The sequence below is a fragment of the Alkalimonas collagenimarina genome (assembly GCF_030717845.1).
Classification (GTDB): Bacteria; Pseudomonadota; Gammaproteobacteria; order Enterobacterales; family Alteromonadaceae; genus Alkalimonas; species Alkalimonas collagenimarina.
The window spans coordinates 164936-179660 of the sequence record NZ_JAUZVZ010000002.1; the positions used below are offsets into that span (position 1 = coordinate 164936).

General features: G+C 46.1%; 12 protein-coding genes. 6 read left to right on the forward strand and 6 right to left on the reverse strand.

Features of this window, described 5'->3' with window-relative positions; all coding sequences use genetic code 11:
- Positions 1 to 29: 29 nt before the first annotated feature.
- The 3 genes from htpG to adk all read left to right on the forward strand — a co-directional run bounded on the left by htpG (position 30) and on the right by adk (position 4910).
- Positions 30 to 1952 carry a molecular chaperone HtpG gene (gene htpG, locus Q3O60_RS01990; RefSeq protein ID WP_305892222.1) on the forward strand — a complete coding sequence of 641 codons (1923 nt, stop codon included), beginning with the start codon at positions 30 to 32 and terminating at the stop codon, positions 1950 to 1952.
- Between the two features lie 150 nt (positions 1953 to 2102).
- Positions 2103 to 4034 (forward strand): methyl-accepting chemotaxis protein, encoded by a 1932-nt coding sequence (locus Q3O60_RS01995; protein WP_305892223.1) that lies wholly within the window; start codon positions 2103 to 2105, stop codon positions 4032 to 4034.
- A 231-nt stretch (positions 4035 to 4265) separates the two neighbouring features.
- A complete protein-coding gene (gene adk, locus Q3O60_RS02000) occupies positions 4266 to 4910 on the forward strand; it encodes an adenylate kinase (protein WP_305892224.1) in 645 nt (214 codons plus the stop codon).
- 89 nt (positions 4911 to 4999) lie between these two features.
- Here adk and tpx read toward each other — a convergent pair whose 3' ends face one another.
- Positions 5000 to 5614, reverse strand: coding sequence for a thiol peroxidase (gene tpx / locus Q3O60_RS02005; protein WP_305892225.1), 615 nt, complete (start codon positions 5612 to 5614; stop codon positions 5000 to 5002).
- A 121-nt stretch (positions 5615 to 5735) separates the two neighbouring features.
- Here tpx and Q3O60_RS02010 point away from each other — a divergent pair, with 121 nt between their 5' ends.
- Both Q3O60_RS02010 and Q3O60_RS02015 read left to right on the forward strand, forming a co-directional pair.
- On the forward strand, positions 5736 to 6755 hold the full coding sequence (locus Q3O60_RS02010) for a response regulator (RefSeq protein ID WP_305892226.1): 1020 nt from the start codon (positions 5736 to 5738) through the stop codon (positions 6753 to 6755).
- A gap of 2 nt (positions 6756 to 6757) precedes the next feature.
- Positions 6758 to 7735: a sensor domain-containing diguanylate cyclase gene (locus Q3O60_RS02015; RefSeq protein ID WP_305892227.1), complete on the forward strand. Its 978-nt coding sequence runs from the start codon at positions 6758 to 6760 to the stop codon at positions 7733 to 7735.
- Here the strand turns inward: Q3O60_RS02015 and Q3O60_RS02020 are convergent.
- From Q3O60_RS02020 to sodB, 4 genes are all read right to left on the reverse strand, one after another.
- Entirely contained in the window at positions 7732 to 9246 is a 1515-nt protein-coding gene (locus Q3O60_RS02020) for a SpoVR family protein (protein ID WP_305892228.1), read from the reverse strand. The two genes, Q3O60_RS02015 and Q3O60_RS02020, sit on opposite strands and share 4 nt — an antisense overlap.
- A gap of 20 nt (positions 9247 to 9266) precedes the next feature.
- Complete coding sequence (locus tag Q3O60_RS02025; protein ID WP_305892229.1) at positions 9267 to 10535, reverse strand: YeaH/YhbH family protein; 1269 nt, start codon at positions 10533 to 10535, stop codon at positions 9267 to 9269.
- Positions 10536 to 10553: 18 nt separating this feature from the next.
- Complete coding sequence (locus Q3O60_RS02030; protein ID WP_305892230.1) at positions 10554 to 12476, reverse strand: PrkA family serine protein kinase; 1923 nt, start codon at positions 12474 to 12476, stop codon at positions 10554 to 10556.
- A 209-nt stretch (positions 12477 to 12685) separates the two neighbouring features.
- A complete protein-coding gene (gene sodB / locus Q3O60_RS02035; RefSeq protein ID WP_305892231.1) occupies positions 12686 to 13270 on the reverse strand; it encodes a superoxide dismutase [Fe] in 585 nt (194 codons plus the stop codon).
- 258 nt (positions 13271 to 13528) lie between these two features.
- Between sodB and Q3O60_RS02040 the strand changes: the two genes are divergently transcribed.
- Positions 13529 to 13873 carry a Grx4 family monothiol glutaredoxin gene (locus Q3O60_RS02040; RefSeq protein ID WP_305892232.1) on the forward strand — a complete coding sequence of 115 codons (345 nt, stop codon included), beginning with the start codon at positions 13529 to 13531 and terminating at the stop codon, positions 13871 to 13873.
- A gap of 57 nt (positions 13874 to 13930) precedes the next feature.
- On the opposite strand, the gene rnt is transcribed toward Q3O60_RS02040, so the two are convergent.
- Complete coding sequence (gene rnt, locus Q3O60_RS02045) at positions 13931 to 14614, reverse strand: ribonuclease T (RefSeq protein ID WP_305892233.1); 684 nt, start codon at positions 14612 to 14614, stop codon at positions 13931 to 13933.
- Positions 14615 to 14725: the final 111 nt, after the last annotated feature.

Here is a 14725-nt window from a genome sequence, read left to right on the forward strand (position 1 = left end):
TTGACCCATGTTAAGAGGACTCGTTGACCATGTCTGAGACTGCCCAAAAGCAAACTCATGGCTTTCAAGCCGAAGTGAAGCAATTGCTTCAACTGATGATCCATTCCCTGTACTCCAATAAAGAAATTTTCCTGCGTGAGCTGGTATCTAATGCCTCTGATGCAGCGGACAAACTGCGCTTTCTAGCCTTATCAGATGCCAGTTTGTATGGGGATGATGGAGAGTTACGAGTTCGCCTGAGTCTGGATAAAGAGGCGAAAACAATCACCATCAGTGATAACGGCATCGGTATGACCGAGCAAGAGGTGATTGATAACCTCGGTACCATTGCCAAATCAGGCACCAAAGAGTTTTTCTCGCAATTATCGGGTGACCAAAACAAAGATGCCAACCTGATTGGTCAGTTTGGAGTTGGCTTTTACTCTGCTTTTATTGTGGCGGATAAAGTGACGGTTCGTACCTTGAAAGCCGGTGCAGCAGCTGAACAAGCAGTGGAGTGGGAATCAACCGGTGAAGGTGAGTACAGCCTGGCAACGGTAAAGAAAGAACAACGTGGAACCGATATCATTCTGCACTTACGTGATGATGAGCACGAGTTCCTTGAAGAGTACAAAGTTAAATCGATCATCACTAAGTATTCTGATCATATCAGCATTCCTGTTGAAATGTGGCAAGACGAACAGCCAGAGCAAAAGGGTGAAACGGAAGAAGACACTATTGCTGCTGTGCCTGGTCATTGGCAGGCTATCAACAAAGCAACGGCGCTGTGGACTCGTGATAAGTCGGATATTAGCGACGAAGAGTATCAGGAGTTCTATAAACATATTTCGCATGACTGGACCGAGCCGATGAGTTGGAGCCACAACAAAGTTGAAGGCACCAACAATTACACCAGCTTGCTGTATATTCCGAAAAAAGCGCCTTTCGATTTATGGAATCGGGATGCTCAACATGGCTTAAAATTGTATGTGCAGCGCGTTTTTATCATGGACGATGCTGAAGAGTTTATGCCCAGCTATTTGCGCTTCTTTAAAGGGTTGTTGGATTCCAGCGACTTACCCTTGAACGTATCGCGTGAAATTTTGCAAGATACCAAAGTAACACAGAGTCTGCGTAAAGGCTGTACCAACCGTGCTTTAAAAATGCTGGAAAAGCTGGCCAAAGACGGCGACAGCTATCAAGCGTTTTGGAATGAGTTTGGTCAGGTACTTAAAGAAGGCCCGGCTGAAGATTTTGCCAACAAAGACAAGATTGCCGGTTTACTAAGATTTGCTTCAACGCACAATGACGATGCGAGCCAGAATGTATCGCTGAGCGATTATCTCGGACGAATGAAAGAAGGTCAGGATGAGATCTTCTTCCTGGTGGCTGATAATTATGCTGCAGCGAAACATAGCCCGCATTTAGAGGTCTTCCGTAAAAAAGGCATTGAAGTCTTGTTGCTGTCAGATCGAATTGATGAATGGTTGATGCAGCACCTGACTGAATTTGAACAGAAGAAACTCCGCTCTGTTGCCAAAGGTGGGCTGGACTTATCGAAACTGGATGATGATGCCGATAAAGAAGCCCACAAAGCGTCTGAGGAGGCTTTTGCCAGCACCATTGAACGGTTCAAAGCGGCGCTTGGTGAGCAAGTTAAAGACGTGAAGGTCAGCCATCGTTTAACGGATAGCCCCGCTTGTGTGGTGACCGATGAGCACGATATGAGCACACAAATGATGAAGCTGATGGAGTCTGTTGGCCAGACTATCCCTGAAGTGAAACCTATCTTTGAAGTAAACCCAGACCATCTACTGGTGAAACATGTCGCGGATGAGCAGGACGAAAGCCGCTTTAAAGAGTGGGCTGAAGTGTTGTTAGAGCAAGCTTTATTGGCCGAGCGGGGCAGCCTGAAAAACCCGGCAACCTTTGTTGGCCGCTTGAATCAGTTGCTGTTATCACTGACTAAATAACAGATATTTCTGACATAAAAAAACGCGGGCATTGGTCTCGCGTTTTTTTATGCTGATGACTCTCTGCAAAATTAATCACCAAAACTGGTGGATTAGTTTTTCTCAACTATACTCAGCAAAAATCATAGCAGCATCAATAAGGTAAATATCATGAGTCAAGCATGGAAAAGACTATCCTTCGGGGTTCGGCTATCCGTCATTATGGTATCTATGCTGTTTGTTACCATCGTTGTGATTAGTAGCTTTTTTTACGTGCAGTATTCCAGCTCGCAACAAGCAACCATTATGGAAACGCTGGAAAGTCAGGGTGAAACCAGTGCCACCGCCATGAATCGATGGTTGGCGATGCGTCAGAATGATATGCGTTATCTGGCGACGGTTGAGGCAGCCAGGCAGCTTGATAAAAGAGTATTGCAAGGGCTACTGGTGGAGTTAGCTCAATTGCAGGGCAACTGGGATACCATTTTCGTAGTGATGCCAAATGGCCAGGGCTTTTTGGGGGTGAGTTATGACAATGGGAGTGCTCGTATCCTTTCGGATGATGAAGCGGAAGCCTTTATGGTGGCTGATCGTGATTGGTTTCGCCGTGCAATCCGGGGTGAGGATGTTTTCTCCGAGCCGGTGGTATCGCGGGCGACTGGCAATACTGTCAGCACCATTGCAATTCCGATCCGACAAAATAATCAGATTATTGCCGTGATGCGTGGTGCTGTGCAGTTGAATACCATTCATCAACAAGTCGCGGCTTTGCCCCGCACTGATTTCACGCAAATTTTCATGGTAAACAGACAGGGCATGGGGATTACGCCGTCGCCTTCCATTCCAGATCCTAATCGAGCGATAGATACGGAGGCATCTCGAGGTATTGCTGCTGAGCGAACCGGTAGTGGCAGATACATTGATGCTAATGGTCGTTATGTTTTGGGGTCTTACAACTACATTCCGATGCTTGGTTGGGGCTTGGTTTCTGAGGCTGATGAGTATGACGCTATGGAGCCGGTACGGACTGCCTTGTGGCAAATACTGGTCATCTCGTTGCTGGCGTTGGCAGCGGCTACGGTGATTACTTTGCTGGTGGTTCGTAGCATCATACGATTGCTTGGCGGAGAGCCGGATTACACCGCGGCTATGGTAAAAACAGTTGCGGCTGGTGATTTAAGCCAGACGATTAAGCTTAAATCGGGAGATACCAGCAGTTTACTGGCCGATATTGCTCAAATGCAACAGAGTCTACGTGCTATGTTGACGGAGGTCAGCCAATACGCTGAGCAGGTTGCCTCTTCTTCGACAGAGTTGGCGCAAATCAACGATGAAACCAATGGTGGCATTGAGCAACAACATGAGGAAATCAATAACTCTGCAACTGCCATGAATGAAATGACCACGACCTTGGAGGAAGTGGCGCGCAATACCCAAGAAGCAGCAGATGCTGCTGAGAGTGCCAACGAAGCGGCCAGACAAGGGCAGCAAGTTGTTGACACAACGATTGGCGATATGCAGCAGTTAATTAAGAATGTGCAGGATGCGGTGAATATCATTCATTCACTGAAAGCGGATAGTGATAGCATTGGCAATATACTGCAGGTCATTGGAAGTATTGCTGAGCAAACCAATTTGCTGGCATTGAATGCTGCTATTGAAGCAGCTAGAGCAGGTGAGTCTGGTCGGGGCTTTGCGGTTGTGGCTGATGAAGTGAGGAGCCTGGCCAGTAGAACCAAGGATTCGACCTTGGAAATCCAAACCATGATCGAGCGTTTGCAACAAGGTGCTGATAAAGCGGTGAGTGCATCTGAACAAAGTGCTGCAGGCACTCAACAAACGGCAGAGCGAGCGCAGCAGGCGGGTGATGCGCTTATGCAAGTGACACAGGCCATTGATTTGATCAATCAAACTGCGCAACATATTGCGAGTGCGACGGAAGAGCAAACGACGGTATCGCGTGATATTAATAAAAATATACATAAAATTAGTGATATTTCCTATCAGACTTCCGAAAATATGCAGCAATCGGTTATCGCCAGTGAAAACTTATCCAAATTAGCGGAGGAACTGCAGCGCATCGTTAGTCGCTTTAAAGTGTGATTACTGAGTGAGTCTGAGACCAAAGTTGTAGGCTGGATAATGATGCGTCTTTTATTATTAAAGGCGCATTATTTTTTGGTGTAGGTGTGCTTTCATAGTGGCTTCGACTAAAGGATAACGCAACTGATTTGAAATTGCTGCTGGCCGACAAACTTCTTGTTTCAGGATACGCATTGTGTAAAGATCCTGCCAATTCATTTTTATCGATAAAAAACACACGAGGGTGTTTCTATGCGTATTATTTTGTTGGGTGCCCCAGGTGCCGGTAAGGGGACTCAAGCTCAGTTTCTGATGAATAAGTTTGGTATTCCGCAAATTTCTACCGGTGATATGTTAAGAGCTGCGATTAAAGAAGGTTCGGAACTAGGATTGGCTGCCAAGAAAGTTATGGATGCCGGCCAGCTGGTGTCTGATGAGATTATTATTGGTCTGGTGAAAGAACGTATCACTAAGGCGGACTGCAGCAAAGGTTTCTTGTTGGATGGATTCCCTCGCACCATCCCACAAGCTGATGCCATGGATGAGCAGGGTATCGTCATTGATCATGTCATTGAGTTTGATGTACCGGATGATGTGATTGTCGAACGCATGGCGGGTCGTCGTGTGCATCCTGCATCGGGTCGGGTCTATCATGTCGTGTACAACCCACCAAAAGTAGAAGGTAAAGACGACGAAACCGGCGAAGAGCTGGTTATTCGGGTCGATGATACCGAAGAGACCGTGCGTAAGCGTCTGGGTATTTATCATGACCAGACCAAGCCTTTGGTTGGCTTTTACCAACAAGCAGCTGCGGCAGGTAAAACACATTATCATCATATTGACGGCACTCAGAAAGTTGAGGCGATTGCTGAACAGCTGAGTAAGTTGTTGGCCTGATTATGTTGTAGAATAAAAAAACGACACCTGAGATTTTGTCTTGGGTGTCGTTTTTTTATGGTTGGTCGTTACGGCCTACTTGTCTGCTGTTAGGAGTCATTGGCAATCATAGTGCGCAATGCGGTCAGTGCATCATCATAGTCTGGCTCATTTGCCAGTGATTTCACTAACTGGATGTAATTGATCTTACCGGCCGTGTCAATCAGAATCACCGTTCGTGCCAGCAATCCCATGTCTTTAATTAACAAACCATAATTACTGCCAAAGTCGCGCCAGACTGCATCAGATAAAACTTGCAACTGCTCCACCTCTTCTTGTTCACAGAATCGACGCTGAGCAAAAGGCAAATCAGTGCTAATGGTCAGCATCACCACCTCGGATGGCAGTTCGCTGACGGCATCATTGAAACGCTTGGTTTGCAATGAGCAGGTGCCGGTATCAATGCTGGGGACCACACTGATCAAGATAGGCTTGCCTTGAAAATCAGATAACGAAACGGCTTTAAACTGTTGGTCAACCACTTTGAAGTCAGGAGCTTGTTGGCCAATATCGATGGGATGACCTTGCAGCACCACTTGCTGCTGTCCTGCTCGCACGTCACTCAAGCGACTCGGTAACTGAGCGGTTAAATCAATGGCTTGAACGGAGAAGATACTGACACTGGCAAATAAGGCGGTAATGAGTGGTCGATGGAAGGTGGTCATGATCGTTTTCCTAAAATGGTTATAGATGGTTAGCCTACCATAGTTCGGTTAATTCACAGGATGGCTATTTCGTATTTGACAGTATAAACTATAAGCAATCATCCAACGAAATGAATGCATTATGACACCTGCGGTAGTAATCTGCGATGACTCGAACCTTGCCAGAAAACAAATGGCTCGTGTATTGCCTGATCACTGGCAAGCAGGTATTCATTTTGCTGCTCATGGCGCTGAAGCGTTAGAGATTCTCAAATCAAAAGCCATCGACTTGTTGTTTCTCGATTTAAATATGCCGGTGTTAGATGGCTATCAAGTGTTGGCTGCTTTGCAAGAACAAGCGGCTAACGTCAAGGTGATTGTGGTCTCTGGTGATGTGCAGCCAGAAGCCTATGAACGCGTGATGCAGATGGGAGCCGCTGATTTTATAAAAAAACCAGTGGATGCAGATAAAATCCGCTCTTTATTGGATACAGTCGCCGTCGATCACAAAACATCGCCTAAACAAGAGAGCGTAATACAGCGCGTCGCCCTGAGTGATCTTGAGGTCAATGCAGAATTACGTGATGTATTTCAAGAGATTACCAATGTAGCTATGGGCCAGGCGGGTGACTTGCTGGCTCGATTGCTCAATGTCTTTGTTAAGTTGCCAATTCCTAATGTCAATCTGATTGAAGTCAGCGAGCTTCACATGGCCTTGGCCTCTGTTGAGGATGAAAGTACCACCTCAGCGGTGTGTCAGGGATTTATTGGTGGCGGCGTTTCGGGCGAAGCGTTGTTGATCCTCACCGACTCCAGCTTTAAAGATATTGCCCGTTTGATGAATTATCATGGTAAGTTGACCCATCAAGTCGAGCTTGAGTTGTTGATGGACATTGCAAATATCCTGATTGGCTCGGTGCTAAAAGGGGTCGCAGGGCAGTTGGATATGACCTTTAGTCAGGGCCATCCTGTGGTTCTGGGCCAGCATGCAGCGGTCAGTGAACTGATCAAAGCGAACTCGGGGCGTTGGCGTAAAACATTGGCGATTGAAATTAGTTATGGTATCGAGAACTACAATATTAGTTGTGACTTACTGCTTTTGTTCACTGAAGACAGCTTGAAAACACTGAAACATAAAGTGGAGTTTTTACTGGAAGAGTAATTATGTCAGATGCACAGGTAGAAGTTTCAGAGATCCACTGGCTGATGGATATGTTCCAGACGGTTGATGTTGGGCTGGTGGTGCTGAATTGTGACTATCGCATTCAGGTATGGAATGGTTTTATGGAAAGCCATAGTGGTTTGACTCCTCGCCAAGTTCGTGAGCATTATCTTTTTGATTTGTTTCCTGAAGTGGATGAAGACTGGCTTCGCCGGAAGTGCGACCCTGTGTTGTTATTAAAAAACAGGGCATTTACTATTTGGGAACAACGCCCTTATATTTTCAAGTTCCGTAATTATCGGCCAATCACCGGCTCTGCTGAGTACATGTATCAGAACAGTACTATTTTCCCTCTGACGAATACACGCGGTGAAGTGACCCACCTTTGTTTGATTATCTACGATGTTACTGATGTAGCGGTCAGTCGGTTGGAACTAGAGTCAATGAATCATCGCCTGCATCAGCTATCGAAAACAGACTTCCTGACCCAATTGCATAACCGGGGTAGCTGGGAAAATACGCTGGTACAGGAGTTTAAACGGATCCAACGCCATCAGCATGTTAGTAGTTTGCTGATGATTGATATTGATCACTTTAAACGAGTCAATGATGATTTTGGCCATGCAGCTGGCGATGATGTTATCCGCGAAATTGCCAAACTGGTTAAAAAGAATTTGCGTGAAACCGATATTGCCGGGCGCTATGGTGGCGAAGAGTTTGCTGTTTTATTGGTAGACACTCCAGAAGAGCAGGCAGTATATTTTGCCGAGCGATTACGAAAATCTGTAGAGAATCTGAGCGTTCATCATCATGATGTGGTGATCCGTTGCACCGTGAGTATAGGCATTGCTCAGTCTGGCAAGTCACTGGTAAACCATCGTGCCTGGATTGAGCAAGCAGATAAAGCACTGTATGTCTCTAAAGCAAATGGTCGCAATCAACTCACTTTGGCGAGCCAGTTATCTGATAAAGAGTTTTAGTCTGCTGCGGGGCACCGGCTAAGCACGACAATGCTGCCATCCTCATTTTGTTGTTCCAGCGACACTTTGAATCCCCATAGGCGATGCAAATGCTTCATCACTTCGTCTGTGCTTTCTGGTGCCAATGGGATCCCTTGTTGTGGGATGTAGCGAAGTCTGAGAGAGCGATCACCTGAAATATCGACGTCGTATACCTGAATATTGGGCTCTAACTGACTTAAATTGTACTGGGCTGACAACATTTGACGTACGGTTTGATAGCCCTGTTGGTTATGGATAGCGGCAACCTCAAGGCTGGGATCTCGCGCATCATCGACAATAGCGAACAGGTGGAAGTCCCGCATCACTTTGGGCGACAGGTACTGACTGATAAAGCTTTCATCTTTAAAGTTCTGCATGGCAAAATGCAGCGTTTCAAGCCAAGGGCTGCCCGCAATATCCGGAAACCATTCTTTGTCTTCTGCAGTGGGCTCCTCACAAATACGCCGCAAATCGGTAAACATGGCAAAGCCAAGTGCATAAGGGTTGATGCCGGAATAATGCGGACTGTTGTATGATGGTTGACTGACCACATTAGTGTGGGTGTGTAAAAACTCCAGAATAAAGCGCTCAGTCACTTTCCCTTCATCAAATAGGTGTTGCAAAATGGTGTAGTGCCAGAAGGTCGCCCAGCCTTCGTTCATCACCTGCGTTTGCTTTTGTGGATAGAAATACTGCGATATTTTACGCACAATGCGAACCAGTTCACGTTGCCATGATTTCAATAGAGGGGCATTTTTTTCAATGAAGTAGAGAATGTTTTCTTGTGGCTCTGAAGGAAAGTGCTGTCTTTGTGAACTATCCACACTCGGCTTAGTTGGGATGGTGCGCCACAACTGGTTGACTTGAGATTGCAGATAATCTTCGCGCTCTTGCTGCCTTTTCTGCTCTTCTTCCATCGAAATTTTTTGTGGTCGCTTGTAGCGATCGACACCGTAATTCATCAGAGCATGGCAGGAATCCAGAGTATCTTCTACTTCGCTGATACCATATTTTTCCTCACAACGGCTGACGTACTCTTTAGCAAAGAGTAAATAATCAATAATAGACGATGCATCGGTCCAGGTTTTAAACAGATAATTACTTTTAAAAAATGAGTTATGGCCGTAACTGGCATGCGCCATGACCAAGGCTTGCATGGTGATGGTATTTTCCTCCATCAGATAAGCAATGCAGGGGTTGGAGTTAATGACAATTTCATAAGCCAGCCCCATGTAGCCACGTTTATAATTTTGTTCTGTCTGAATAAATTTCTTACCATACGACCAATGATAGTAGCCCAGCGGCATGCCAATACTGGAATAGGCATCCATCATTTGTTCTGCAGTGATCACTTCGATTTGGTTTGGATAGGTATCGAGCTGATAGTATTCAGCAACTCTACGGATCTCTTGATGATAAGCATCCAACAACTCGAAGGTCCAATCCGGGCCATCAGATAGCGGCGTGATTTTCGAGCGAGCTTTGGCCATTACAGTACCTCCAGCAAGCGTTATGCAGCCTGTTTTTTAAAGAGTTCACGGAACACTGGGTAAATATCAGCGACTTCTTGGATCGGTTGAATGGCAAAATGATCAAACTCAGCTAAAAGACTTTCGTATTGCTGCCATAAACTCTGATGTGCTCTGGGGCTGATTTCGATGTATGCATAATAACGCACCAAGGGCAGTAACTGACTCCTCAGAAGCTGCGCGCACAACGGGCTATCATCGGTCCAGTTATCACCATCGGATGCTTGAGCGGCGTAGATGTTCCATTGCTCAGGATCATAGCGATCCGCGATTATGCTCTGCATCAGCTTTAACGCACTCGAGACGATGGTGCCACCGGTCTCTTGCGAATAAAAGAATTCCTGCTCATCGACCTCTTTAGCTTGGGTATGATGGCGGATATAAACTACATCGACGTTTTTGTAGCTACGACGAAGAAACATATATAACAATATATAAAATCGCTTCGCCATTTCTTTGGTCGCTTGGTCCATCGAGCCAGATACATCCATTAAACAAAACATCACTGCTTTGCTGGTTGGCTCTGGCCGTTTTTGATAATTGCGATAGCGCAGGTCGAAAGTGTCGATAAAAGGGACGGCGGTGATGCGTTGCTTCAGCTGTTTTATTTGATCCTGAATGAGCAAAAGTCGGTGCTGATCTGGCACAGGGGCTTGCTGCAATAGCGCGAGTTCCTGCTCCAGCTCAGCCAGCTCACGTCGCTTGCCTGCTGACATCGCTATACGGCGAGCTAGAGAGCCGCGTAGGGAGCGAACAATATCAATATTGCTCGGCACCCCTTCAGCACGATAGCCGGCTCTGACTTGCTTGTATTGTACTAGTTTGTCTAGCTGGTTTTTCTTTAGGTTAGGTAGTTCTAAATCTTCAAACAACAAGTCGAGGTATTCGTCTTTCGAAATAGAAAAAACAAAGTCATCAGAGCCTTCGCCATCAGCACTGGCATCTCCCTTACCACTGCCCTGGCCTGTTCCTCCATCAGGGCGTTTTATGCGATCGCCCGGGCTGAATTGGTCGTTGCCAGGGTGGACAATATCCCGGCGACCGCCTTTGCCATGATGAAACATTGGTTCACTAATGTCTTTACTCGGAATGGTGATGCTTTCTCCGCTATCAACATCGGTGACACTTCGTTTACTCACGGCATCAGACACTGCTTTTTTGATTTGTTGCTTATAGCGCCGCAGAAAGCGCTGCCGATTGACAGCACTTTTGTTTTTGCCATTCAGCCGACGATCGATAAAATGCACCATACTGCCTCCAGACCGAGATTACTGCGACTTACGAACGCGTAAATACCACTCGGATAATAAGCGCACTTGTTTACGGGTGTAGCCTTTCTCCATCATGCGATTGACAAAATCATCATGTTTTTTCTGATCTTCGGTCGAGGTTTTGGCATTAAATGAAATCACAGGTAGCAGTTCTTCTGTGCTGGAGAACATTTTTTTCTCAATGACGGTTCGCAACTTTTCATAACTGGTCCAGACTGGGTTTTTACCATTGTTTTTTGCTTTGGCCCGCAAAACAAAATTGACGATCTCGTTACGGAAATCTTTTGGATTACTAATACCCGCTGGTTTTTCTATTTTCTCCAACTCTGAGTTTAGGGCAGAGCGGTCAAACAACTGCCCGGTCTCTGGATCACGGTACTCCTGATCCTGGATCCAAAAGTCGGCATAAATGACGTAGCGATCAAAGATATTCTGGCCATACTCTGAGTACGACTCTAAATAAGCGGTTTGAATTTCTTTGCCAATAAACTCAACATATTTAGGCGTCAGATAACCCTTTAAATGCTCAAGCAATCGTTCTGCCATTTCGGCTGGGAATTGCTCTCGTTCTATTTGTTGCTCCAACACATAAAACAAATGCACTGGGTTGGCTGCCACTTCGCTGGAATCAAAGTTGAATACGCGCGATAAAATCTTAAAGGCAAATCGAGTGGAAAGCCCAGTCATGCCCTCGTCTACACCAGCGTAATCACGGTATTCCTGATAGGATTTTGCTTTGGGATCGGTGTCTTTTAAGCTCTCACCGTCATAGACCCGCATTTTGGAGTAGATGCTGGAATTTTCGGGCGATTTTAACCGGGATAGCACCACGAACTGGGCTAAACTGGATAAGGTGCCAGGCGCACAAGGCGCTTCTTTTAGTTCGGAGTGCTCGATCAGTTTATGATAGATGTTCTGCTCTTCTGAGACGCGTAAACAATAAGGGACTTTGACAATATAAACCCGGTCTAAAAAGGCTTCGTTATTTTTGTTGTTCTTAAAGGTTTGCCATTCAGATTCATTGCTATGCGCTAAAATCATGCCATCAAAAGGCAATGCGGCTAGTCCTTCGGTTCCATTGTAATTTCCTTCCTGGGTCGCGGTCAGAAGGGGATGCAACACCTTAATAGGTGCCTTGAACATCTCTACAAACTCCATCAGGCCTTGATTGGAACGACAGAGGGCGCCGGAATAGCTGTAAGCATCAGGATCATTTTGGGCGTAATGTTCCAATTTACGAATATCTACCTTGCCGACTAAAGCAGAGATGTCTTGGTTGTTTTCATCACCCGGTTCAGTTTTGGCAATGGCAATTTGATTCAGAATGGAAGGTGTGCGTTTGACTACCCGGAACTCACTAATATCGCCATTGAACTCATGCAGTCGTTTACTGGCCCATGGTGACATAATGGTCGAGAGGTACCGTTTGGGGATGCCATATTCCTCACTTAAAATTTGTCCATCCTCTTCAACATTAAATAAACACAGTGGATGGTCATAAACTGGTGAGCCTTTCAGATAATAAATAGGCACTTGCTGCATCAGGAATTTCAACTTTTCTGCCAGTGATGATTTCCCACCACCGACAGGACCCAATAAATAGAGTATTTGTTTTTTCTCTTCCAGCCCTTGAGCGGAATGTTTCAGATACGCCACAATTTGTTCAATGGCATCCTCCATACCATAAAACTCAGAAAACGCTGGGTAGCGATGGATCACGCGGTTAGAGAATAAGCGACTTAACTGAGGATCATTTGCGGTATCAATGAGTTCTGGTTCACCGATGGCCATAAGCAGCCGTTCTGCAGCACTGGCAAAACAACTTTTATCGGTTTTGCACAGTGACAAAAACTCCTGAATACTAAATTCTTCCTCTTTAGTCGCTTCGTATCTGGACTTGTAGTGCTCAACAATGCTCATATGCACCTCCGATCAGCTCACGAAAAAGGTCAACACATCCTACTTAAGGTTAGACAGTAAAAATTGAGTTCGCTCAAAAATCTCAGAAAATTATGCAGATAATCTGCAGCCATTCTGTCCTTTTGGTATGGGATCCTATACGCAGGCTGAAAACGATGGATCAAAAAAGCCCGACTCATGAGTCGGGCTTTTTTCAGAAGACGCGGGTATTAAGCGCTAAAGTTTTTGCTGGCAAAGTCCCAGTTTACTAAGGCCCAGAATGCATCGAGGTAAGTTGGGCGAGCATTGCGGTAGTCGATGTAGTAGGCATGCTCCCACAAGTCGACGGTCAGCACTGGCGTTAGGCCTGTGTGGGCCAAAGGCGTGTCGGCATTGCTGGTATTCACGATATCCAGACTGCCATCGGCTTTCTTCACCAACCAGGTCCAGCTAGAGCCAAAGTTGTTGACGGCTTTATCATTAAAGGCCGCTTTAAAGTCAGCGAAAGAACCCCATTTGGCGTTAATGGCATCAGCTAAAGCGCCAGAGGCTTCACCGCCACCATTCGGGCTTAAACAATGCCAGTAGAACGTATGGTTCCAGACTTGAGCCGCATTGTTAAAAACACCACCTTCAGAGGAACGCACGATTTCTTCCAGAGACTTTCCTGCATAATCAGTGCCTTCAATCAGGCCATTTAACTTCACGACATAGGTGTTGTGGTGTTTGCCATAGTGGTACTCTAAAGTCTCTTCAGAGATATGTGGGGCAAGCGCATTTTTTGCATAAGGTAATGCCGGTAGTTCAAAAGCCATTTTTTTTCTCCATTCGCGTTGTTAACGTTGTCTGCACCAGTTAGACTACAATACCCGAGTAAAATACTCAAGTTTTAGCCGCAGCCAAATTTTAGCTGAGGGTTGCGCGTTAAACACCAAGCTATACTTGATGATGATGCTGGGTTCTGTTTACCAAGATTGGGTCATTGTACGGAAAAACAAGGGGCTACCCGATGAATTCCTCTGCGCTTCGAGGTACAATGACACCATTATTCACATGCATTAGAGGCCGTAACCATGGACACCATTGATAGAATTAAACAGCAAATTGCTGAAAACTCGATCCTTTTATACATGAAGGGATCACCAAAATTGCCTAGCTGTGGTTTTTCTGCTCAAGCAGTGCAAGCGCTAATCAGCTGTGGTGAACAGTTTGCTTTTGTTGATATTTTGCAAAACCCGGATATACGCGCTGAGCTGCCTGCTTATGCTAATTGGCCGACATTTCCACAATTGTGGGTGGATGGTGAGTTGGTTGGTGGGTGCGATATTATCCTTGAGATGTTCCAGCGTGGCGAGTTACAACCTTTAATCAAAGAAACTGCGGCGAAGTACAGCCAGGGTGAAGCGGCTGCTGAATAACCAGCTTTTCACCGGCTGTAGGTTGTTATGAGTAAAAAAACCGCCTCGGCGGTTTTTTTATTGGGAGATGCTTGCTGAACTGTCAACCCGGTTGTCATCAGATGGCTCGGTTGCCTGAGCCAGGGGCCAGCCTCCTAAATCCTGCCATTGGTTGATGATGTAGCAGAACAGCTCAGCTGTTCGTTCGGTATCGTAAAGTGCGCTATGGGCTTCGTTGTTGTCAAAGTCGATACCAGCTTGCTTGCAGGCTTTAGCCAGCACGGTTTGTCCCAATGCCAGTGCGGAAAGGCTGGTCGTATCGAATGAAACAAAAGCATGAAATGGGTTTCGTTTGAGGTTGATCCGAGCGACAGCTGCATTGAAAAAGCTTTGATCAAAAGCGGCGTTATGCGCCACAATCACTGAGCGTTGGCAACCGGCTGCTTTTTGCGCCTTCCGCACCGCTTTGCAAATTTCAGTGATGGCTTCACGTTCTGTCACAGCTCCACGCAATGGATGGTAGGGGTCGATGCCATTGAAGGCCAGTGCGCTGGCTTCGAGGTTGGCGCCTTCAAAAGGCTCGACATGAAAATGCAAGGTTTCCATCGGATGGATGCGTCCTGCTTCATCCATGGTCAACAAGGTGGCCGCAATCTCCAGCATGGCGTCAGTTTGCGGATTAAAGCCAGCGGTTTCGATATCAATCACTACGGGATAGTAGCCTCGAAATCGTTGTGATAGTAAAGAAGTTGCCTGAGTCATAATGCTGCCTGCTATGCTGAATAGATGTATTATGCCAAAAAATGCAGCTTGGGTCTTGTCTCGGCACAGTGTTTGCTAGGTTTTTACACAATAGTAGGTTAAACAGGATAA

What these genes read in the sequence shown, in the direction of transcription:
- Q3O60_RS02015 (WP_305892227.1), top strand. Translation starts at nt 6,758, where the DNA reads ATGTCAGATGCACAGGTAGAAGTTTCAGAGATCCACTGGCTGATGGAT.
- htpG (WP_305892222.1), top strand. Translation starts at nt 30, where the DNA reads ATGTCTGAGACTGCCCAAAAGCAAACTCATGGCTTTCAAGCCGAAGTG.
- sodB (WP_305892231.1), bottom strand. Translation starts at nt 13,270, where the DNA reads ATGGCTTTTGAACTACCGGCATTACCTTATGCAAAAAATGCGCTTGCC.
- Q3O60_RS01995 (WP_305892223.1), top strand. Translation starts at nt 2,103, where the DNA reads ATGAGTCAAGCATGGAAAAGACTATCCTTCGGGGTTCGGCTATCCGTC.
- adk (WP_305892224.1), top strand. Translation starts at nt 4,266, where the DNA reads ATGCGTATTATTTTGTTGGGTGCCCCAGGTGCCGGTAAGGGGACTCAA.
- rnt (WP_305892233.1), bottom strand. Translation starts at nt 14,614, where the DNA reads ATGACTCAGGCAACTTCTTTACTATCACAACGATTTCGAGGCTACTAT.
- Q3O60_RS02040 (WP_305892232.1), top strand. Translation starts at nt 13,529, where the DNA reads ATGGACACCATTGATAGAATTAAACAGCAAATTGCTGAAAACTCGATC.
- Q3O60_RS02025 (WP_305892229.1), bottom strand. Translation starts at nt 10,535, where the DNA reads ATGGTGCATTTTATCGATCGTCGGCTGAATGGCAAAAACAAAAGTGCT.
- Q3O60_RS02020 (WP_305892228.1), bottom strand. Translation starts at nt 9,246, where the DNA reads ATGGCCAAAGCTCGCTCGAAAATCACGCCGCTATCTGATGGCCCGGAT.
- Q3O60_RS02010 (WP_305892226.1), top strand. Translation starts at nt 5,736, where the DNA reads ATGACACCTGCGGTAGTAATCTGCGATGACTCGAACCTTGCCAGAAAA.
- Q3O60_RS02030 (WP_305892230.1), bottom strand. Translation starts at nt 12,476, where the DNA reads ATGAGCATTGTTGAGCACTACAAGTCCAGATACGAAGCGACTAAAGAG.
- tpx (WP_305892225.1), bottom strand. Translation starts at nt 5,614, where the DNA reads ATGACCACCTTCCATCGACCACTCATTACCGCCTTATTTGCCAGTGTC.